The organism is Dysgonomonas sp. Marseille-P4677 (assembly GCF_016652235.1).
Classification (GTDB): Bacteria; Bacteroidota; Bacteroidia; order Bacteroidales; family Dysgonomonadaceae; genus Dysgonomonas.
Genome location: NZ_JAEPKU010000039.1, coordinates 14,155 through 35,132, shown reverse-complemented (window position 1 = coordinate 35,132; position 20,978 = coordinate 14,155). Strand labels below are relative to the sequence as shown.

The 20,978-nt window shown below is 37.3% G+C and carries 12 protein-coding genes; 5 read left to right on the top strand and 7 right to left on the bottom strand.

Translation table 11 applies throughout. The annotated features are described in order from the left end of the window. The first annotated feature begins 42 nt into the window (after positions 1-42). Entirely contained in the window at positions 43-3,549 is a 3,507-nt protein-coding gene (locus JGH11_RS08885; RefSeq protein WP_201111228.1) for a bifunctional proline dehydrogenase/L-glutamate gamma-semialdehyde dehydrogenase, read from the top strand. Between the two features lie 98 nt (positions 3,550-3,647). Here JGH11_RS08885 and JGH11_RS08880 read toward each other — a convergent pair whose 3' ends face one another. The 5 genes from JGH11_RS08880 to JGH11_RS08860 all read right to left on the bottom strand — a co-directional run bounded on the left by JGH11_RS08880 (position 3,648) and on the right by JGH11_RS08860 (position 9,404). Beyond that, positions 3,648-4,976, bottom strand: a complete 1,329-nt coding sequence (locus JGH11_RS08880; RefSeq protein WP_201111227.1) for a TolC family protein — start codon at positions 4,974-4,976, stop codon at positions 3,648-3,650. 9 nt (positions 4,977-4,985) lie between these two features. Then, positions 4,986-6,110 carry an efflux RND transporter periplasmic adaptor subunit gene (locus tag JGH11_RS08875; protein ID WP_201111226.1) on the bottom strand — a complete coding sequence of 375 codons (1,125 nt, stop codon included), beginning with the start codon at positions 6,108-6,110 and terminating at the stop codon, positions 4,986-4,988. A 62-nt stretch (positions 6,111-6,172) separates the two neighbouring features. Continuing rightward, positions 6,173-7,429 (bottom strand): ABC transporter permease, encoded by a 1,257-nt coding sequence (locus JGH11_RS08870; protein ID WP_201111225.1) that lies wholly within the window; start codon positions 7,427-7,429, stop codon positions 6,173-6,175. 13 nt (positions 7,430-7,442) lie between these two features. After that, positions 7,443-8,696, bottom strand: coding sequence for an ABC transporter permease (locus tag JGH11_RS08865; protein WP_201111224.1), 1,254 nt, complete (start codon positions 8,694-8,696; stop codon positions 7,443-7,445). A gap of 12 nt (positions 8,697-8,708) precedes the next feature. Beyond that, on the bottom strand, positions 8,709-9,404 hold the full coding sequence (locus JGH11_RS08860) for an ABC transporter ATP-binding protein (protein WP_201111223.1): 696 nt from the start codon (positions 9,402-9,404) through the stop codon (positions 8,709-8,711). A gap of 373 nt (positions 9,405-9,777) precedes the next feature. Here JGH11_RS08860 and JGH11_RS08855 point away from each other — a divergent pair, with 373 nt between their 5' ends. The 3 genes from JGH11_RS08855 (at position 9,778) to JGH11_RS08850 (ending at position 12,894) form a co-directional block, all read left to right on the top strand. Continuing rightward, positions 9,778-10,347: an AraC family transcriptional regulator gene (locus tag JGH11_RS08855; RefSeq protein ID WP_201111222.1), complete on the top strand. Its 570-nt coding sequence runs from the start codon at positions 9,778-9,780 to the stop codon at positions 10,345-10,347. 93 nt (positions 10,348-10,440) lie between these two features. Beyond that, positions 10,441-10,665 carry a heavy-metal-associated domain-containing protein gene (locus JGH11_RS20195; protein ID WP_236263932.1) on the top strand — a complete coding sequence of 75 codons (225 nt, stop codon included), beginning with the start codon at positions 10,441-10,443 and terminating at the stop codon, positions 10,663-10,665. 12 nt (positions 10,666-10,677) lie between these two features. Continuing rightward, on the top strand, positions 10,678-12,894 hold the full coding sequence (locus JGH11_RS08850) for a cation-translocating P-type ATPase (RefSeq protein ID WP_236263931.1): 2,217 nt from the start codon (positions 10,678-10,680) through the stop codon (positions 12,892-12,894). Positions 12,895-12,985: 91 nt separating this feature from the next. On the opposite strand, the gene JGH11_RS08845 is transcribed toward JGH11_RS08850, so the two are convergent. Together JGH11_RS08845 and JGH11_RS08840 are read right to left on the bottom strand one after the other, a co-directional pair. After that, positions 12,986-16,525 carry a glycoside hydrolase family 2 TIM barrel-domain containing protein gene (locus JGH11_RS08845; protein ID WP_236263930.1) on the bottom strand — a complete coding sequence of 1,180 codons (3,540 nt, stop codon included), beginning with the start codon at positions 16,523-16,525 and terminating at the stop codon, positions 12,986-12,988. A 271-nt stretch (positions 16,526-16,796) separates the two neighbouring features. Then, positions 16,797-19,124 (bottom strand): GH92 family glycosyl hydrolase, encoded by a 2,328-nt coding sequence (locus tag JGH11_RS08840; protein ID WP_201111220.1) that lies wholly within the window; start codon positions 19,122-19,124, stop codon positions 16,797-16,799. A gap of 412 nt (positions 19,125-19,536) precedes the next feature. On the opposite strand from JGH11_RS08840, the gene fumC reads away from it, so the two are divergent. Continuing rightward, complete coding sequence (gene fumC, locus JGH11_RS08835; RefSeq protein ID WP_201111219.1) at positions 19,537-20,940, top strand: class II fumarate hydratase; 1,404 nt, start codon at positions 19,537-19,539, stop codon at positions 20,938-20,940. Positions 20,941-20,978 lie beyond the last annotated feature (38 nt).

The window sequence follows — 20,978 nt, the reverse complement described above, 5'->3', positions numbered from 1 at the left end:
CAATAATAAATAGGTTCTTGACCTTAAATACCTAGTAAACATATGGAAAACATCACCTCTACCGAAGTCCTCGAATGGGCCAAACAATTTCTCCTGAAGGCCGAAAAAGAATTAACCCCAGAGGAAGTTAAAGAACAAAAAAAGTTTGCTTCACTCATTCAAAACCCGGCGAATAAAACATTATTATCCAAAATGCTGGACGAATCGTCGCAAATAAGAGATAATAAAAAATTGGCACGGCGAATGAAACTCCTAATTAAGGAATATGGAGTCCCTGATTTCTTTAATTCTTTCGACCAATTTCAATTAAAACTTTTTACCAGCATCGGTTATCTGTTTGATGATATTTCCATTCCGCTGTTCAAAGACAGGTTGAGAAAAGAGACTAATAAAATAATTATATCCGAAGAACGTCCGGCGCTGACTAACCATTTATCCTCAAGATGGAAAGCTCAGATTGGTCAAAATGTAAATCTTCTAGGCGAAGTAGTACTAGGTGATGCTGAAGCCGAACATCGTTACAAACATTATCTAGAAGCGCTGAAAGAGCCTGATATCAACTATATATCGATAAAATTGTCCGGTATATATGCGCAAATACACTCTTTGAGCTACGAACAAAACAAAAAGGAATTATGCAAGTTGGTTGCAGCGGTATACCAACAGGCAATCGATTATCCATATACCGACCATAACGGGATTACAAAACCTAAATTTGTAAATCTTGATATGGAGGAATACAAAGATACCGAATTAACACTCGATGTATTCGAAGAAGTATTGAGTATGCCACAGTTCAAAAATTACACCGCAGGAATAGTTATACAAGCATATCTACCCGATGCCGGACTATTCCAAGAACGCTTATTGAATTTTGCAAAGAAACGCTTCGAAGCTGGTGGTGCCCCGTTAAAAATGCGTCTAGTGAAAGGAGCAAATCTACAAATGGAAAGTATTATCTCATCTCTCAAAGGATGGGAAAATCCGGTACTACCAACGAAAGTAGATGTTGATGCCAACTATTTACATATACTTGATATTGCTCTTAAACCCGAGAATGCAGAAGCACTGCATGTAGGAGTAGCCTCTCACAATTTTTTCAGTATCGGTTATGCTTACTTATTAAGCCAAAGAAATGGTGTTTCGGAGTACGTTACATTTGAAATGCTTGAAGGCATGGCAAATAATTTACCACGTGTAATAAGAAGTTTCGACAAGCAAATAATACTCTATACACCTGTAGTAAAGAAAGAACATTTCCTCAATGCTGTATCTTACTTGGTTCGTCGTCTAGATGAAAATACAGGCAAAGATAACTTCTTAAGCTATTCATTCGATCTCAAACTGGATAGTCCCCAATGGAAATTCCTTACCGATCAGTTTATCGAAGCATACAAAAAGAAAGACAGCGTTAAGCCAATTAGCTTCCGCACACAAAACAGAAAAGAAAAACCTATTCCGGTTAAAGACATAAATATTTTTAAAAATGAACCCGACACCGATCTCGATCTTCATGAAAATCGTGAGTGGGCACTAGAATCGCTTCGTAAATGGGGTACATTAGTAAATGATAAAAACTTTATTGTTCCCGTACAGATAGGAGATAAAGAAATTCTAAGCGACCATAAAAAGAAATATTACGACCGTAGTAGAAATGATGAAGTATGTTTTTGTGAAGCAAACCTATCCTCTCTCGATCAAATTAAAGAAATAATAACAGTTGCCGAAGAAGATAAATCGGAATGGAGAAAAACCCCGATTGACAAACGCAATGAAATACTCCATAAAGTAGCCGATAATTTAAGTGCAAAACGCGGTGACCTGATAGGTTGCATGGCTGCTATTACAGGTAAAACTTTTTTAGAAGGAGATGTTGAAGTATCGGAAGCGATAGACTTTTGCCGCTTCTACCCTATTACTCTGAAGCATTTCGAAGAATTGAAAACAATTTCATACAACCCTAAAGGCACTATATTAGTTATCCCGCCATGGAATTTCCCTTTGGCTATTCCTATAGGCGGTGTAGCTGCGGCATTATCGGGAGGAAATACAGTAATATTAAAACCTGCAACCGTAGCATTGCCTATAGCTTGGGAATTTGCTAAATGCTTCTGGGAAGCTGGAATACCAAAAGACTCTCTACAGGTAGTTTGCAGTGCTGATAGATCTTCGTTAGACTATCTGACAGCTCACCCATCGGTTAAGCATATTATCTTAACCGGAGGTACAGATACTGCATTCAGGCTCTTGGAGAAGAATCCTAAGACTCCCCTTTCGGCTGAGACCGGAGGTAAGAATACAATTATCTTAACCGGACACGGAGATCAAGATCATGCTATCCAAAATGCAGTAACCTCAGCTTTTGGTAATGCAGGACAAAAGTGCTCTGCTTGTTCACTACTGCTTGTCGATAAAAAAACATTTAATGACGAGAACTTTAAGTCCAAACTTAAAGATGCTGTTATAAGCATGCGTACAGGCAGTGTATGGGATACAATGAATATGGTAGGGCCAATGATTACCAATGATAATGAAAAGTTGCAATACGCTATCGAACATCTTGAAGATGGTGAATCGTGGCTTGTAGCGCCCGAATACCTGGATGAAAAGAAATATATACTCAAACCGACTGTAAAATGGGGCGTCAAACCGGGCAGCTTCACGTTCAAGAACGAACTCTTTGCTCCTCTTTTATCTGTCGTTTGTATCAACGATCTGGAGCAGGGAATAGCATATGCTAATTCGTCGGAATATGGACTTACAGCCGGACTTCAAAGCTTGGATGAAGACGAACAGGAATTATGGAAAAATAGTATTGAAGCCGGAAACTTATATATTAATAGAGGAATAACAGGCGCCATAGTAAATCGTCAACCATTTGGAGGTATGAAGCGCTCAGCATTCGGCGGTGGTATTAAAGCCGGAGGTCCTAATTATGTATCGTGCTTTGTAGAATTTACCGAAAAAGAAATTGCTGAAGTTTGTCCGGCTTCACCCTTAAGTGCTTTGATCGAAGATGAAAAGGGAAAAACTCGTTTAAACTTTGCATATGATAGCTATCAAAAAGCATGGCAAAGCGAATTCTCGCAGGAAAAGGATATAAATAATCTGTATGGAGAAACAAACTTCTTCCGTTATCTGCCACTCAAAAGCATGGGATTGAGGGTGCAGCAAAGTGATTCTATCTCGGACATATTGCTTATCTTACAAGCGGCTCATATATCAAAAGTGCCTATAACCGTTAGTATATCAAGCGACAATGAATCCCTAAAAGTGATAGAGAAAGCTGTTATGACCTTATTGGGGATACAGATCAGGGTACAGGATGAAGACAGATTTATTGAAGAAATCGATGAGTATGAGCGTATACGTACCTGCTCTGCCGATATATCCGATGCAATCTATCAGAAGGCTGCTAAACTTGGTAAGCACATCGCAACAAACAAGCCTTTGGCTGAAGGTCGTTTAGAATTACTTCATTATCTGAAAGAACAAAGTATTGCACATGAGTATCACCGATATGGCAGCATCTTTGGAGAAGAAAAATAACGGTCCGATTGAGCTATTTATAAAATCGATATAAAAAAGCCCTACGATATAAAAAATCGTAGGGCTTTAATCATTATGGAAGGCGCCTCACTAAACTACTATTTTATATTTATTTCTTTTCCTTGATAAAAGTCTAAGATTTTTGATCTGAATATGAAATCATATTTTGATTGTATACGCTCCGATTTACTCGTCAACAATTTTGTCTGAGCCTCGTTATATTCAAAAACCGTTGATTTACCTACATCATAACGCTCGCGTGCATATTTAAATGATTCCATTGCAGCATCCAAAGCTTTACCAGTAGATGTATATTTAGCCTCAGCAGAGACCGCACTTTGAAAGGCTTGTTGTATTTCTTTATATAAAGCCAAACGCACGTTGTCAAGAGCCAAGCTTTGATTTTCGATCTCAAGGTTTGCACTTCTCACCCTATTTCGGGTTTCGAATCGATTAAAGATAGGAATATTTAAACTCAAACTTATATATTCCGAACCAAAATCACGAATCTGGTTTCTAAACGAAGGACTACTTTGCCCCGATACATTCTGATATGATGTATTATATCCTGCTCCAAGGCTAAGGGTTGGCCAATAACCAGATTGTGCTACTTTAAGATTTTTTCTACTACTTTCCAGCTTGTATTCTGCTTCTTTGATATGTGGTTTTATACCCAGAGCCATTTGATAAACCTGACTAGGAGGCAAAATACTTTCTATATTACTATCTATTACACCATCCAATACAGGTTCCTCGACATCGAAATGTTCTGTATTAGGAAGATTTAGTGACTGCGATAAATTTAATAATGACAGAGACAAATCATTCTCAGACATTGTTACATTCAATTCATCTTTAGCTAACTGAGCTTTCATATCATACAGTTGAGAAGCCGGCACTTTCCCTGCTTCGACTAAAGTAGCCGTTCGCTCTACTTGAAGGTTACTCAAAGCGGCTTGTTCCTTATAAACTTTCAATATTTCTTTCTTAAATAAAACATCCAGATATAAGGATACAACCTGAAGCTCAAGATTTTCTTTTGCCTTTTTCAAACCTTCCATCGCAGCTTGCAGAGCCAATTCATTAGCTTTAATTTGGTTAGGAATCCTAAAACCTGTGAATATAGGTACAGATGTAGATATTCCAAATGAAGAACGAGCCGAATTTACCGACTCAGATATATTAGATCCAAGTGTTGAACGACCAAAGTTAAAACTTTGCCCAAGATTAGCATTCAAATCAGGTAGACGGCTATTCTTACTCGTACTCAGATTAATTTCGGAGTTTTTCACATTAAGTGATTGCTGTTTCAGCTCGATATTGTTTTGTACAGCATGGTCGACACATTGCCTCAATGTCCATTTTCCTTGTGCCTGTATATAGAAAGACATTAGGAGAAGCCCACACGATATTATATATTTTTTCATAAATTCTATTTATTTCTTAGGTGCTTCTTTCGGTTTATCAGTTACTTCATTACCTCTGATTTTATCTCCCTTTTTCAGGCCATCTTTTACTTCCACTTTTATTCCGTCCGATAATCCTATTTTCACATATTTCTTATCAAAGATTTGTTTGTGATCGGCAGAATCTTTCAGTAAATATACATAAGATGAATCATTGCTAAATGTAATTGTACTTTCCGGAATAGTTAATACTTTCTCAACCTTGGCTAATACAATTTCAGCATTTGCACTATACCCTGCTCTTACAACTACAGTATCGGGAATACGTGCAGCAGCTTTTATCTCGAACAAAATAGCCCCGTTTTCTTCTACACCCTTAGGTGCAATATATTCTAACGTAGCATCGAATTTCTTTCCGTCAATAGCTCCTACCGACAATTTTATCGGCATCCCCGTATGTACACGACCAACCTCTGTTTCGTCAATTTTCCCGATAAATATCATATCATTCATATTGGCTACAGTTGCAATCGTAGTACCATCATTAAAAGTATTCGCCTGAATAACAGAGTTACCTGCCTTTATCGGAATATCAAGTATCATTCCTGTAATAGTAGAACGAATCTGCGTATTACTATATTGTGCTGTTTTCTTTGATATACCTGTTTTTACAATGTCCAGATTATCTTTTGAATTTTCTAATTCTTCGATTGCTTTTTTATAATCAGCCTCAGATTTATCCATTTCTTCCTTGGCTATTACTTTTTTAGCAAATAAATCTTTTTGACGTTCGTATTCTGCCTTCACCTGAGTAAGATTAATCTGAGCTACATTCACGCGGGACTCTGCCGAATTTAGTTGAGCGACCTCAGGTATAACCTTTACTGTTGCTATTATATCGCCTTGCTTCACAAAGTCTCCCGCCTCTTTGAGTACCTCCGATACAATTCCCGATATCTGAGGTTTGATCAAAATTTCGTCACGAGGTGAAACCTTTCCGGTAGCAACAGACGTATTTTCTACCGATCCTTCTTCCACTGTTGCAATTTCATATACTTTTTCTTTAGGCTGCGACTTTATCGCAAGGAATACAAATGTGCCAACCACCAAAATACCCAAGAGCACAAGTAAAACTATTTTAAGAACCTTTTTCATATTATATATGGTTTATTATTTCCTCTATTATATTTGTTAATCATCTTATTACTCAATAATAATTATTCATCCCTGATTGCATCAATTGCTTTTACACTCAATGCTCTCATCGCTGGCATGAGACCGGACAAAACACCAGCAAATACAAGTACAATCATTGCTTTTATCGCTGTCCAGAATGATACATATGGCGGAATGAGGAAGACATCATCGCTCAAATTGTTAGTCATCGCAACATTTACAATTTCCACTAAGGCAATCCCTACGAAGAATCCTAAAAATCCGGCAATAAGAGTCAATACAAAACTTTCGCTTAGGATTTGTTTTACAATTGTCATCGGCTTAGCCCCTAACGCCCTTCGTACTCCAATTTCCCGTGTACGCTCCCTTACGGTCACAAGCATGATATTACTAATACCTATTATACCCGAGAGCAAAGCTCCACCTCCGACAAACCAGATAAGAAAATTGATACCCGTAAACAAATTATTAAACATCTGGAATTCCTTTTCGATATTAAAGCTTCGTACAGCCTTCTCGTCGGAAGGAGCTATATCATGAGCCGATTTAAGAATGTTCTTCACTTCTTCTTCTACCATAGATCCCGTATATCCAGATTTTGTTGTACACGCCAAAAAGTGAATTATATCTCCTTGATTAAATGCCCTCTGCATAGTCGTAAATGGGATGAATACAGTAGATTCTACATCCCCTCCGATAGAGGCTCTCGACATAGGGCGAATAACTCCGATAACCTGAAAATAGATCCCATTTACACGAATAAATTGACCTTCCGGATTCTCTCCTGATTTAAAAAGTGTTTCGTAAACTTCTTTTCCTATAACACAAACTTTTCTATATCCTTCTATATCTATCTGATTGAATAGCCGCCCTGCAAGTACATGTTGCTGTTCTATCTGAAAATGCGCAGGATAAACCCCACGAGTACCATACGAACCAGACTTAGAGCCATTAACAACATTCTTATCTCCACTATTACCGAAAAGAACAGGTGAGATCAACTCTACCGATTGCGCTTTTTGTCTAATCAACGTCAGATCCCGATTATTCATATTCCACAAACGTCCTTTGCGAAATCCTTTATATGCCTCACTGGTACGGTCTGTAAAAAAGAAACATGAGTTAGCTGCAAACCCGTTCACATTCTTCATTATACCTCCTTCAAAGGAATTTCCTACTCCAATGAGCAGAATCAACATAAAAAGCCCCCATGAAACACCTAATCCCGTAAGAATACTACGAAACTTATTTCGGGTTATGGTTGCCCATATTTCTTGCCAATTGTCTAAATCAAACATCTTTATCTTTATATTATTCAGCTCTCATTGCTTCTATAGGACTCACTCTCGTTGCCTTTAAGGCCGGAATCAAGCCCGCTATGGTACCGGCTATTACCAATGCTATGGTTGCGATTACAACTGTACCAAGATCTACCGTAGGATCTTTAAATACCGTAGGGCCATCGGAAGCTGCACCTTCCATTGCTTTACTAATTCCTTCCGTTATAGCTATACCAAGTACCATACCTAAATAACCTGCCACAGAAGTTATAAGTATAGACTCGAAAATAATAAGTTTTAGTACAGAAAAAGGTGTTGCTCCAATAGCTTTCCGTATACCAATTTCGCGTGTACGCTCTTTCACCGTAATCAACATAATATTTCCTACACCTACTATCCCCGCCAATAGAGACGATACTCCAATTACAATAATAAACATCGTAATAATGGCAAATATACTTTCGGCCTCCAACATATCTTCGGCTGTATTTCTCACATACAGTGCCGATCGGTCTGAAGGATCGAAGTTATGGAGTTTACCCATTTGATTACGCAAACGCTCTATAAACTTTTCGTTTTTCTCTTTCGTATCTAATCCTAACACAGTAAAGTCGATTCTACGAAAGCCCCAACCTTTATTGTACAACATTTGTGCTGTTGTAAAGGGGATATATGCAGGAGGGCTATTGCCAAAGCTGTTGGAGTCGTCATAGACGCCAATCACCTGATAAGCAGTAGTATTATTTGCTGTAATATATTTGCCTATTGGATCCTCGTCTTTAAATAAGACCTTCTTTATATCGGAACTTATTACTATAACTTTACGTTTATTTTTAACATCTATCTTATTCAGGAAACGGCCATCTCCGCTTTTTACTTCAATATTGTTTATATAAGCGGCTTCATCTGTCACACCTACTAAAGACCATGCTCCATACTCTTTTTCGTAAGTAAGCGTAGCTGATTGGTCCACACGAACTGAGACATATTCAACTTCAGGTATCTTATTTCGGATAAGATCGTAATCTTTATAATCAAATTTGATATTCCTGTTAGAAGGTAAACCGTTATATGGCATGGAAGTCCACCCCGGCCAAAGAGTTACCGAGTTCTTTGCACGCTGAGAGAAATTAGAAGTAACTCCATTTCTCAAGCCATTGCCAGCTCCTAAAAGAATGATAAGCATAAATATCCCCCACGACACAGCCAATCCGGTAAGGAAAGTCCGCAATTTATTTTTGCTTATAGTGGAAAGTATTTCACGCAATGAGTCAAAGTCAAACATAAGGAAAGGGCTTTACATTTCTATTACAGGATTGTCATTTATTTCTATCGAACCAATTATACCATCCTTGATATGTATAACCCGATCTGTAGCATTAGCCACAGATTGTTCGTGTGTTACAATAAGCATTGTGATACCGTCATTCTCGTTTATTTGGCGAAGCAATTGCATTACTTCACGAGAGGTCTTACTATCCAAAGCTCCTGTAGGTTCGTCAGCCAATATAATCTGAGGTTGTGCTATAAGGGCACGAGCGATAGCCACACGCTGTTTTTGACCTCCCGATAATTCGTTGGGCATATGCGCTGCATGACTAGCCAATCCCATTTTGTCGAGATATTCCATAGCCATTGCATTCCGCTTTTTTCGGCTGATTCCCTGATAATATAGTGGTAAGGCTACATTTTCGAGCGCATTTTTAAATGAAATAAGGTTAAATGACTGGAAGATAAAACCGATTTTCTTGTTTCGTAACTCTGCCGCGGAGGTTTCACTCGGCCTGTTTATCAAAACATTGTCAAGATAATATTCGCCAGTATCGTATGTATCGAGTATACCGAGAATATTCAATAAAGTAGACTTACCTGAACCGGAAGCTCCCATTATTGAAACCAACTCACCTCTTTCGACTTCCAGATTAATGCCTTTCAAAACGTGCAAAGGAGCACCATTATAATAGGTCTTGTTCAAATTATTAATTCTTATCACGCTCGTTTACTATTAAATATGTAATGAACCACAAATATGGATAATTCTAAAGATGAATCAATTCCAATTTATATTTAAGCCTAAAATCCCTTTTCGTGTAAAGATAAGTATTATTGTATATAATACTTTTGAAAACTCATCTTTATATTTATATGTCGTAAAAAAATAAAAAAGGTTACATCTTTTTTATTTTTTAACACTTTATTCTTCTTTTTGTTATTCATGCTAATACAAAATATCCAAATAGATGAAAAGTAAATTGGCCAAAATAGCCATTTTAATTTATTCATTTCCAATTAATTTATAAAACGCTAAACAAATAGAAAACGTATCTTTGTTATTAGTATTATAAAGTTTAAAAACTCTAGAAATTATGGATAATAAAAAACTATATATAAAGAATATGGTCTGTAATCGTTGCATAATGGTTGTGAAAGATTTACTCGATAAACTAGAGATTGTACCGCAATCCATAAAACTGGGAGAGGTTACTCTCGAAAAAGAAATTGATGAAAAGAAGAAAGAACTGCTAAGCAGAGATCTTGAAGCTGTCGGTTTTTACCTTATCGATGATAAAAAAAGCCGGTTGATAGAACAAATAAAAACACTGCTTATAAAGTTGGTACACTATAACGATAATGATCTGAAGGTAAATCTATCTGAATACATTAGCGAGAAACTACATCACGATTATAATTATATAAGCAACCTTTTTTCTGAGGTTGAAGGTACAACAATCGAGAAATATTTCATCACGCTGAAAATAGAACGTGTAAAGGAACTACTGGTGTATGATGAACTTACCTTAAATGAGATTGCATGCCAATTAAATTATTCCAGCACTGCGCATCTTAGTGCTCAATTTAAGAAAATCACAGGTTTCACCCCCAGTCATTTCAAAAAAATAAAAGAAAACAAACGTAAACCGTTAGACGAGGTGTAAATGATATAAACTTTCCAATAAAAAATATAACAATTTACCTCTTCTCGTCCTCTATTTTTGTATTATTAATAATCTAGAACAAATATGGAAGTAATGAATAATAAAAATACAGTTAATAAGACATTTACATTAGGTAAACTTGGTTGTGGCGGATGCGCAAAGAGTGTTGAAAATATATTGAAAGAAAAGCAAGGAGTTGTAAAAGCATCAGCTGATTTTGAAACATCTTCGGTCGTTATAGAATATAATCCCGACATAATATCTCCAGAAGAAATGCGTGTAGCTGTTCAAGACGGAGGATATGATATGTATATTTAATTAATAACAAAAATGAAAAGCAGCACAATAACAAAGACATTCCCTGTGCTGAAATTAAGCTGTGCATCGTGTGCGGCCAGAACAGAGAATATACTCAGCAAACAGGAAGGAGTTTTAAAAGCGGCAGTTAATTTTGCAACATTAAACGCCACAATCGAATACGACCCGACTGTCACATCGCCCAATAAACTACAAAGTGCAGTACAAAACGGCGGATATGATATGCTTATAGAAGAAGCCGAAAATACGTCCGAAATACTTGAAGAAATCCACGCCGAGAAAGAAACTTCACTGAAAAAGCGTACGTTTTGGGCAATTGTATTATCCATACCTGTGGTCATTATCGGTATGTTCTTTATGAATATACCTTTCGCTAACGAAATAATGTGGATACTATCTACTCCTGTTGTTTTCTGGTTGGGCAGAGACTTCTTCAAAAATGCATGGATACAGGCAAAGCATCGTTCGGCAACAATGGATACCCTAGTATCTCTGAGTACCAGTATAGCCTATATTTTCAGTGTTTTCAATACAGTATATCCATCATTCTGGATCGATAGAGGAGTTGAACCACATGTATATTTTGAAGCTGCCAGTGTAATTATAGCATTCATTTTATTAGGACGTCTGCTGGAAGAGAAGGCTAAAGGGAATACATCATCTGCAATAAAAAAACTGATAGGTTTACAGCCGAAAACCGTAACAATAATTGCCGGAAACGGATTACACATAGAAACTCCCATCAGCAAAGTTGAGATCAATGATATTATATTGGTAAAACCCGGTGAGAAGATAGCTGTTGATGGTTCTATAACAGAAGGCTCGTCGTATGTGGACGAAAGTATGCTTAGTGGAGAGCCAATACCTGTACTAAAGGAAACAGGTAATAAAGTATTTGCAGGAACAATAAATCAGAAAGGGAGCTTTCGGTTCAAAGCAGAAAAGATAGGAGCAGAAACTGTCCTTTCTCAAATAATAAAGATGGTACAAGAAGCACAGGGTAGTAAAGCACCTGTGCAAAAGCTGGTAGATAAGATTGCTGGAATTTTCGTTCCTGTAGTAATAAGTATTGCAATACTTTCATTTATACTATGGCTGATACTCGACCCAACCAATGGATTTACACATGGGTTACTGGCACTGGTAACCGTTCTCATCATTGCTTGCCCCTGTGCTCTAGGACTGGCAACCCCAACAGCTATAATGGTAGGCATAGGTAAAGGTGCAGAAAAGGGAATACTGATAAAAGATGCGGAAGCCCTTGAATCGGCAAAAAGAGTCAATGCTGTCATATTAGACAAAACCGGAACTATAACCGAAGGTAAACCCGAAGTTACAGATACCTTTTGGCTGGATAACGATGAAAGTAAAAGCTTTATTCTCCTCAGTCTGGAAAAACAATCGGAACATCCTTTAGGAGAAGCGGTTGTAAAACACTTTGAAAAATCAGATATTAACTCTGCACCGATTATCAATTTTGAGAGTATGACCGGAAAAGGTGTGAAAGGGATTATAAATGAGCATATATACTATGCCGGTAATGAGAGATTACTTTCGGAAAACAGCATAGCGATTGACGAAACATTGCGACAAAGAGCTGATCTGCTGAGCAAAGACTCTAAAACTATAATTTGGTTTGCTAATACAAAAAATGCTCTGGCTATAATTGCCATTACCGATAAGATAAAAGAAACATCGAAGAAGGCTATACAGCAACTCCAATCTTCAGGTATCGAAGTTTACATGCTTACGGGTGATATTGATACTACAGCAAAAGAAATAGCATCAAGTACTGGAGTTAATCATTATAAAGCTGAAGTATTGCCACAGGAAAAAGCTGCTTTTGTAAAGCAACTTCAAACAGAAGGAAAGGTTGTTGCGATGGTAGGAGATGGCATCAATGATAGTGCTGCTCTAGCCCAGGCTGATCTAAGTATCGCAATGGGAAAAGGAAGCGATATAGCCATTGATGTGGCAAAAATGACTATTATTTCGTCTGATCTAACCAAGATACCGGAAGCAATTAAGCTATCGAAACAGACAGTTACCACCATACGCCAAAATCTTTTCTGGGCTTTTATATACAACCTTATAGGTATTCCTATTGCAGCAGGCTTGCTTTATCCTATCAATGGATTCTTATTGAACCCGATGATAGCAGGAGCAGCAATGGCTTTGAGTAGTGTTAGCGTAGTTACAAATAGCTTAATGCTGAAATGGAAGAAATAGAGTAATAAAGCGATATATTTTATTATAAAAGATAAAGCCTAGGCTTTCTCCAACTCTAGGCTTTAAAACTATTATATCTTTACCCTTTCTTTTATTTTATAGGTTCGATCCTGAAAGAATAGCTCAAATTCTCATTTACAGGAATCATATATTCAGGTAATGGAAGAGGGCCGCAACTGGCATTACCGAGCCCTTGTTGAATACAATCCAAACTCAGGTATACTTCCGGCTTACGTATCTCATCCAGCTTAAAATCATGTATTGCTTCCCACAAAGCCTGATCAGTGAAATGTAAAGCGCTGAAACCTAATCTATCTTTCGATGATATTTTCAAACCTTGGTTATTTCCATCGGTTATACTCACCCATCTTACGTCATCACGATTACCCATACTTTGGCTACGTACATAGTGCTCTGCTTCCATATCTTTTGCTGTAGTAACATATTGCCCAATAAATGCAGAGTGTTTTCTATCCCAATAGTTTTCGTGAGGGCCACGTCCATAATAACGCACATTATCCGTACCTTCGGGCAGTACCACTTGCAAACCTAAACGATGAATAATCCGACCATTCTGAGGAGCAGTGAAGCTGGCATCTATATCTATAGTTCCATTTGCAAAGATTACATATTTTACAAGATATGGTATTCTTACAGGTTTTTCACTGGCGATAGTTGCTGTTGTATTCGATATTATAGTAATTGATTTACCATCAGAAGACGTTTGATGAGTAAACATCGGTTTATCATTTGATGTCGGATAGTATTTCTGATCGGTATACTTATCATTATTTACACTACGATACCAATTAAGGTTGAAACCATTGTTATCGAAGATCATTTCCTTACCGTTATATTGCAAAGAGGTCATTATTCCTGTTTGAGTATTGAATACTGTTTTAAAACCATCCCCATTAATCACAAGGTTATCCCCATCTGTATTTACAACGACATCCTGCATTTCAAATGTATCTATAGCTGCCAACGGCGATCTTTTATTCAGTGCAAATTGCTCTGCAGCAACCATATGTCCCGATTTAGCCCAACTAGTATCATTTTTCAATGAGAAGTAAATATTGAGATAATATTCGCTGCCTGCATCCAAATTCTTATTATATGGTATAGTTATGACTGTTTTTTGATTTGGCTCCAAATCAATTGGATTTATAGCGCCGGATTCAGCTTTTATTCCATCTTTCAATACTTCCCATGTAATATTAAACTCATTCAGATTATAAAAATCATATTTATTCTCAATTTCAATCTTCCCTGTACTCAACGACAAACCTTTTAATTTAATATACTGATATACCTTTTTCACTTCCAGCAACTTTGCAGTAACCCTACGATCAGGAGTAGTCAGTCCATTACAAACGAAATCAAAATCGTTTGGCTTATCACCGAAATCTCCTCCCAGATAATATTGATTGGTAGGTTTTCCATACATATTAATACCTTGGTCTACCCAATCCCACACACAAGCCCCGATCATACGTTGAGACTTATTTTCAATATAATCCCAATATTCAGCAAGATTACCCGGTGCATTTCCCATAGAATGAGCATATTCACACAAGAAATAAGGCTTATCGCTATCTTTCTGGTCAAAGGCTGCCATACGAGTCATATCAGGATACATATGAGAATCTATATCGGCAATCTCATTTTTCCCTTCATAATGAACCGGGCGAGACGGATCTAATGCTTTTGCTACTTTAGCCATTTCATCAAAGTTATTACCATTTCCTCCTTCATTTCCTAACGACCAGAAAATAATAGATGGATGATTCCTATCCCGTTTCACAACTCTGTCTATTCTGTCTTTATATGCAGGTATCCAACTAGGCAGATCACTAATACCCTGATTTCCGTGGTTTTCACAATCAGCCTCATCCATTACATAAAGGCCATAGTAATCATGTAAAGCATACATACGGGGATCATTCGGATAATGGCTTGTGCGAATAGTATTCAGATTATGTTGTTTCATCAGAAGAATATCCTGTATCATAGACTCAACCGGAACAGCTTTTCCAAATTGAGGATGAATATCATGCCTGTTAACACCCTTAAAGAAGACCTGCTCATTATTGATGTATACACGTTTATTCTTTATCTCTATCTTTCTAAAACCAAATTTAGACGACATGGCTTCCATCACCTTTCCATTATGATCTTTCAAGGTAACAATGGCCGTATATAAATTGGGTTTTTCAGCCGACCATAGCGCAGGTTTATCGACTCCTACTTGCAGATCATATACTTGCTCCTCACCACTCTTTAATACATTTACTTTTTGTGATAAGGTTGCGACCTCTTTCCCTGTTGCATCAAGCAGAGTTATATCTACGGTTGTAGGTTGAGACATTTTTTTATCATAATTCTTCACCGAAGCTTTGACCTTAAACAAAGCAGAGTTGTAATTATCTCCTTTAAATTCAGATTGAAGGAAATAATCACGCACATGCACTTTAGGCGTAGCAAATAGAAATACACTACGATGAATGCCACTCAGGCGGAACATATCCTGATCCTCGATATAACTCCCATCGGTCCAGCGATAGACCTCTACTGCTATTGTATTATCTCCTATCTTCACATAATTGGTTATATCAAATTCAGCTACATTATTTGCACCCTGGCTATAACCTACTTTCTTTCCGTTTATCCAAACATACATTCCACTATAAACACCATCGAAATGAAGTAATATCTCTTTTCCATCCCAATCGGAAGGAATTGTAAAATTCCGACGATAAGAACCTACAGGATTTACTTCTATTTCATTTGTATATCCCCTTTGTGGTTGTATAAAAGGAGGATTATTACGATGTGGATAAGTAATATTAGTATAGATTGGGGTTCCGTATCCGTGCATTTCCCAGTTGGAAGGAACAGGAATCTCTTTCCATGAAGAAACATCATAGTTCATTTTGTAAAAGTCAGCAGGACGTTCCGAAGGTTTCTTCACCCAATTAAACTTCCAATTTCCATTCAATGACTTATATAAAGACGAAGCGGGTTCTTCCCACGGTTTATCGAATGTCTTATCTGATTTAAGACTTTCTAACGATGGAAAAGGGTAATAAGTCACATGTCCGGGTTCTTTATTGATTGCGAAGATCGTTTCATTTTCCCAATCGTATTTACTTGTTCTTTGCTTTATTTCTTTTGGAGCTTTTATATTAGTCGGAACCAATTTCCACGCTAGAGAAGAGGTTGGTAACTGAGAGAGACGTGTTCCAACAGCATCATCACCAGCATAAGCTATAATCATACCACTACTCCGATGCATAATAGTATAAGCACCTGTTCCCGTCATAGTAAATTTCCATTGCTGATTCTTATTCGCAGCACTGGCATCCCATTGGATAATAGGATTTCCATTACCAGAAGCAATATTATCATTATCAATACTCTTTTCTATGAAAGGATTGGTTATCGTATAATAGCCATTTGCCAACTTTACTATTTTCCATACTTGTCCCCGACTGTTTTTTACACTTTTAGCTAAATACAGTTGTGCCGAATTATCAGAAGCATCAAGATTATCGATAGCTAAGCCGGATGGACTCACTAATTTATATAGAACATCAGGCTTTATTTCCTGAGATAAGATATTTAGGCTCATAAAAAATAGACCTAAAAAGAATAAAAGGCAGAATTTTAATTTTTGCATGATTTTTTACTATGCGGTTATATTAGATGTTAACACAATGCCGGATAACCACTTATCATTTTCCGTTTATAAAGAAAAATTTGAGTATTTATTCAGGCATTTTTTAAGAGTGTTAAAGATAAGGAAAAGAATTTTAACTCTCAAAGTTTATCTTTCTGATAAATCAGAAGGTTGTCGTAAAACTAGAATCTAGCCACGACAACCTTGAAAAAAGTTTCTTTTTTTATTTCTTAGATGTCACATCTATAATTAATTTTCTTCCATCAATAAGATCTTGATGCGACACCCGAAAATCTTTAAGAGGTTTTCCTCCTAATGTCATGCTTTTTATGTATATATCTTCTGCTTTATTCCGCTTACTTTCTATCACTAATACGTCTTGCGAGTAGTAGCGATTATCAAGTTTTATAACAATACGATCAAAAACAGGGCTGGTCAAGGTATAATAAGGGCTTCCCGGACAATCAGGATAGAATCCCATCATATTAAATACCGCCCAAGCCGACATCGTTCCGGTATCATCATTGCCCGGTATACCATCAGGCTTAGTTGTATAATACTTGTCTAATAAACGACGCACATGATATTGTGTACGCCATTCTTCTCCTTTGAAGTAACTAAAGAGGTGCGGATACGCTATATCAGGTTCGTTGGCAGGATCGTAATAACCCTTTTCGAATACCATCTCCAATTTATCAACAAACTTCTTCTTTCCTCCCATTAATTTGGCAAGCCCTGTTACATCATGAGGTACATAAAAGGTATAATTCCAAGCACTACCCTCATGGAAACCGGGATTTTCTTCAAAATTCATACCCTGTTGCGGATTGAATGGAGACAAGAACTGGCCGTTAGGTAGTATTGGACGAAATGTGCCATACTCAGGTGAATAGTAACTTTTATATCCTAAAGAGCGTTTCTTAAAATAAGCAGCATCGTCTTTCTTTCCGAGTGCTTGGGCCAATTGCGACAATGAATGATCTGCTATATAGTATTCGAGCGCATGTGAGACCGAATTATCAAACTCACTACGTAACGGCACATAACCTAGACGCATATAGTCGTTATTATCGGGGCGCATACGATTAAATTCGCCTCCTAAAGAAGCATAGTATGAATCGGGAAGTGCTCCTCCTTTTCTGACTGTATCGGTTGGATAGTTTATACCCTGCATAGTCGCCGATTTGTGAAAAGCTTCGTAAGCCGTTTCAATATCAAAATCGCGTAATCCTTTTAACCAGGTATCTGTTATAACCGGAATAGAAGGGTCTCCTTCCATAGTCCAGGTTTCTCGCCCATATAGCTCCCATTTAGGCATCCATCCCCATTCTCTGTACATATCTATCATCGAACGTACCATATCTGTTTGACGATCGGGCCAAACAAGGGTCATCAGTTGATGAAGATTACGGTAAGTATCCCATAATGAAAAAACAGTGTAACGAGTATTATCTGTTTTAAGGATTTTGTCACTCTCCATAGCCGGATACTCACCATTAACGTCATTCAGTACATTGGGATGTATCAATGAATGATAGAGTGCTGTATAAAATACTGTCTTTTGATCGTCTGTTCCACCTTCAACTATTATACGCGACAAATCATTGTTCCATGTTTCACGAGCTTCGGAGCATATTGTGTCGAACGATTTATTTTTGATTTCGGTATCAAGATTAAGACGTGCGTTTTCTATACTGACAAATGAAACACCTATCTGTACTTCAATTTGACCTTCAGATTGCATGTCGAAACTAAACCATGCTCCTATATCGTCTCCGGCTATGTCCTTGCGATACTTATCGTATATTTTATAGCGTCCCTGATCAGGATCCCATGCAGCCTTAACTCCTTCCACAGGACGTTGCTTTTTCCAGAACCCACTATTTGACGGTTCTTTTCCTACAATACGCGTAACAAAGTATATAGGAAATATCGCTTGCGAATTGTAGCAAAATGTCCCAAGCATTTTCATACCCTCTACTTCATTTGCTCCATTGAAACGGACAAAAGCACCCGATTCGTTCGTTAGCCCCTGCCCCAAATTAAGCAATACATTAGCCTGTCCTTTAGGATATGTATAGCGATGAACACCTGTTCGTATTGTAGAAGTTACTTCTGTAAGAATATCATATTTTGTAAGTCGATTAGAATAATATCCGGGAGAAGCTTTTTCCTGACTATAACGGCTACCATAATTTTTATAATCTACATTTAACTCTCCGGTTGTAGGCATTATCAATAGTGAACCAAGGTCGGGACATCCTACTCCACTTAAATTCACATGTGAGTATCCTGTAAAATAGACATTTGTATATTCATAAGGTGTCGACCACCAACGAGCGTCCTTATCGAAGGCGTTATCTTTACTTCCCATCACATTAAACGGCACTACAGACATCATACCATTAGGAACCACTGCCCCCGGGTTAGTCGTCCCGAAGTTCGTCGTGCCTATAAAAGAATTTACCCAATCTACAGGTCGTTTATTTTGAGAATACAACAAGCCCGTAATTGTGAAAATAGTAATAAACAAAGCGATATATCTTTTCATTATAACATTTATTTAAAGAATATTTATTTTTTCATAAGCTGATATCTCCTTCAATGCAACCTAATACAAATTTATCACAGTATAGGTACATCCATAGTGTACAAAGATACAACCTAATCAAACATCATGCAATGTTGTACACGACGAGTAACATCTGGTAATTTAAATATAGCCTAACACAAAGTTGTAATCATATTATCCGGATAATTAAAGATCTTCGGCTCTTCCCGAACATAATAAATGGAGTATTGAGAAAAGAACTAATATGTTAAAGTCACTTATACTTAAATAATTAATTAGATTACACAGCATATTATAATAAAAGTTTACCTACCTTAGATAGGCAATATTATAGAACTGTTCTTGTCCAAGTAACAGATTAACAACACTCTTCAATTAAATTATTATAAAGATGAAATATAGAATAGAAAAAGATACGATGGGGGAAGTAAAAGTACCTATCGACTCCTACTATGGAGCGCAGACACAAAGAAGTATCAGCAATTTCGATATAGCACGAGACATCAATAGAATGCCCATTGAAGTTATACATGCGTTTGCTTACCTAAAAAAAGCCGCAGCAATGACAAATTTTGAAGCAGGAATATTAGCTGAAGATAAATGCTCCATTATATGTCGTGTCTGCGATGAAATACTAACCGGAGAATTAGATGACTCTTTTCCGTTAGTAGTCTGGCAAACTGGTAGTGGAACGCAAACAAATATGAATGTAAATGAAGTAATCAGTAATAGAGCACAAGTTCTATTGGGAGGGAGTCTTACTGATATCCAAAAGTTCTTATCACCTAATGATGATGTAAATAAATCACAATCGTCTAATGATACATTCCCTACGGCAATGCATATATCTGCATATAAAATACTGATAGAAAAGACTATTCCGGGTATAGAAAAATTAAGGAATACCCTACTCGATAAATCGAAACAGTATCAACGTATTATAAAGACCGGAAGGACACATTTTATGGATGCAACTCCACTTACGTTAGGCCAAGAATTTAGCGGATATGTGTCGCAACTTGATCATGGTTTAAAAGCAATAAAAAATACATTGCCTCATTTGAGCGAACTAGCACTCGGAGGAACGGCCGTAGGTACAGGATTAAACACACCTCCCCACTTTGCGGATAAGGTTTCTGATAAGATAAGTAGTTTGACCGGTTTGCCATTTATATCAGCCTCTAATAAATTTGAAGCATTAGCTACCCATGACGCAATGGTAGAATCGCATAGTGCCCTGAAAACAGTAGCAGTAAGCTTGATGAAAATCGCAAATGATATACGAATGCTTAGCTCAGGACCTCGTTGCGGAATCGGGGAAATACGACTCCCCGCTAATGAACCGGGATCATCTATTATGCCAGGAAAGGTAAATCCTACTCAGTGCGAAGCCTTAACTATGATTGCAGCGCAAGTGTTAGGTAACGATGTCGCAATTTCGATAGGAGGATTGTCAGGGCAATTTGAATTAAATGCATTTAAACCTATGATTATATATAATTTTCTTCATAGTGCACGATTGATCGGAGAAGGTTGTGCCAGCTTCAATGAAAACTGTGTCGTTGGCATTGAGCCTGTATATGAAAAGATTGAAGAACATTTAAACAACTCGCTAATGCTTGTAACTGCTCTGAATCCTAGAATTGGCTATAACAACGCTGCCTCAATAGCAAAAAAAGCTTATAACGAGAATAAGACATTAAGGCAAGCTGCAATTGAATCGGGATATCTCTCCGCTGACGAATATGATCAATGGGTAAAACCCGAAAATATGGTTGGACTTAACAACATATAGAGTTATAAAATAGAAAATTGGGGAATCACATTTTTTTG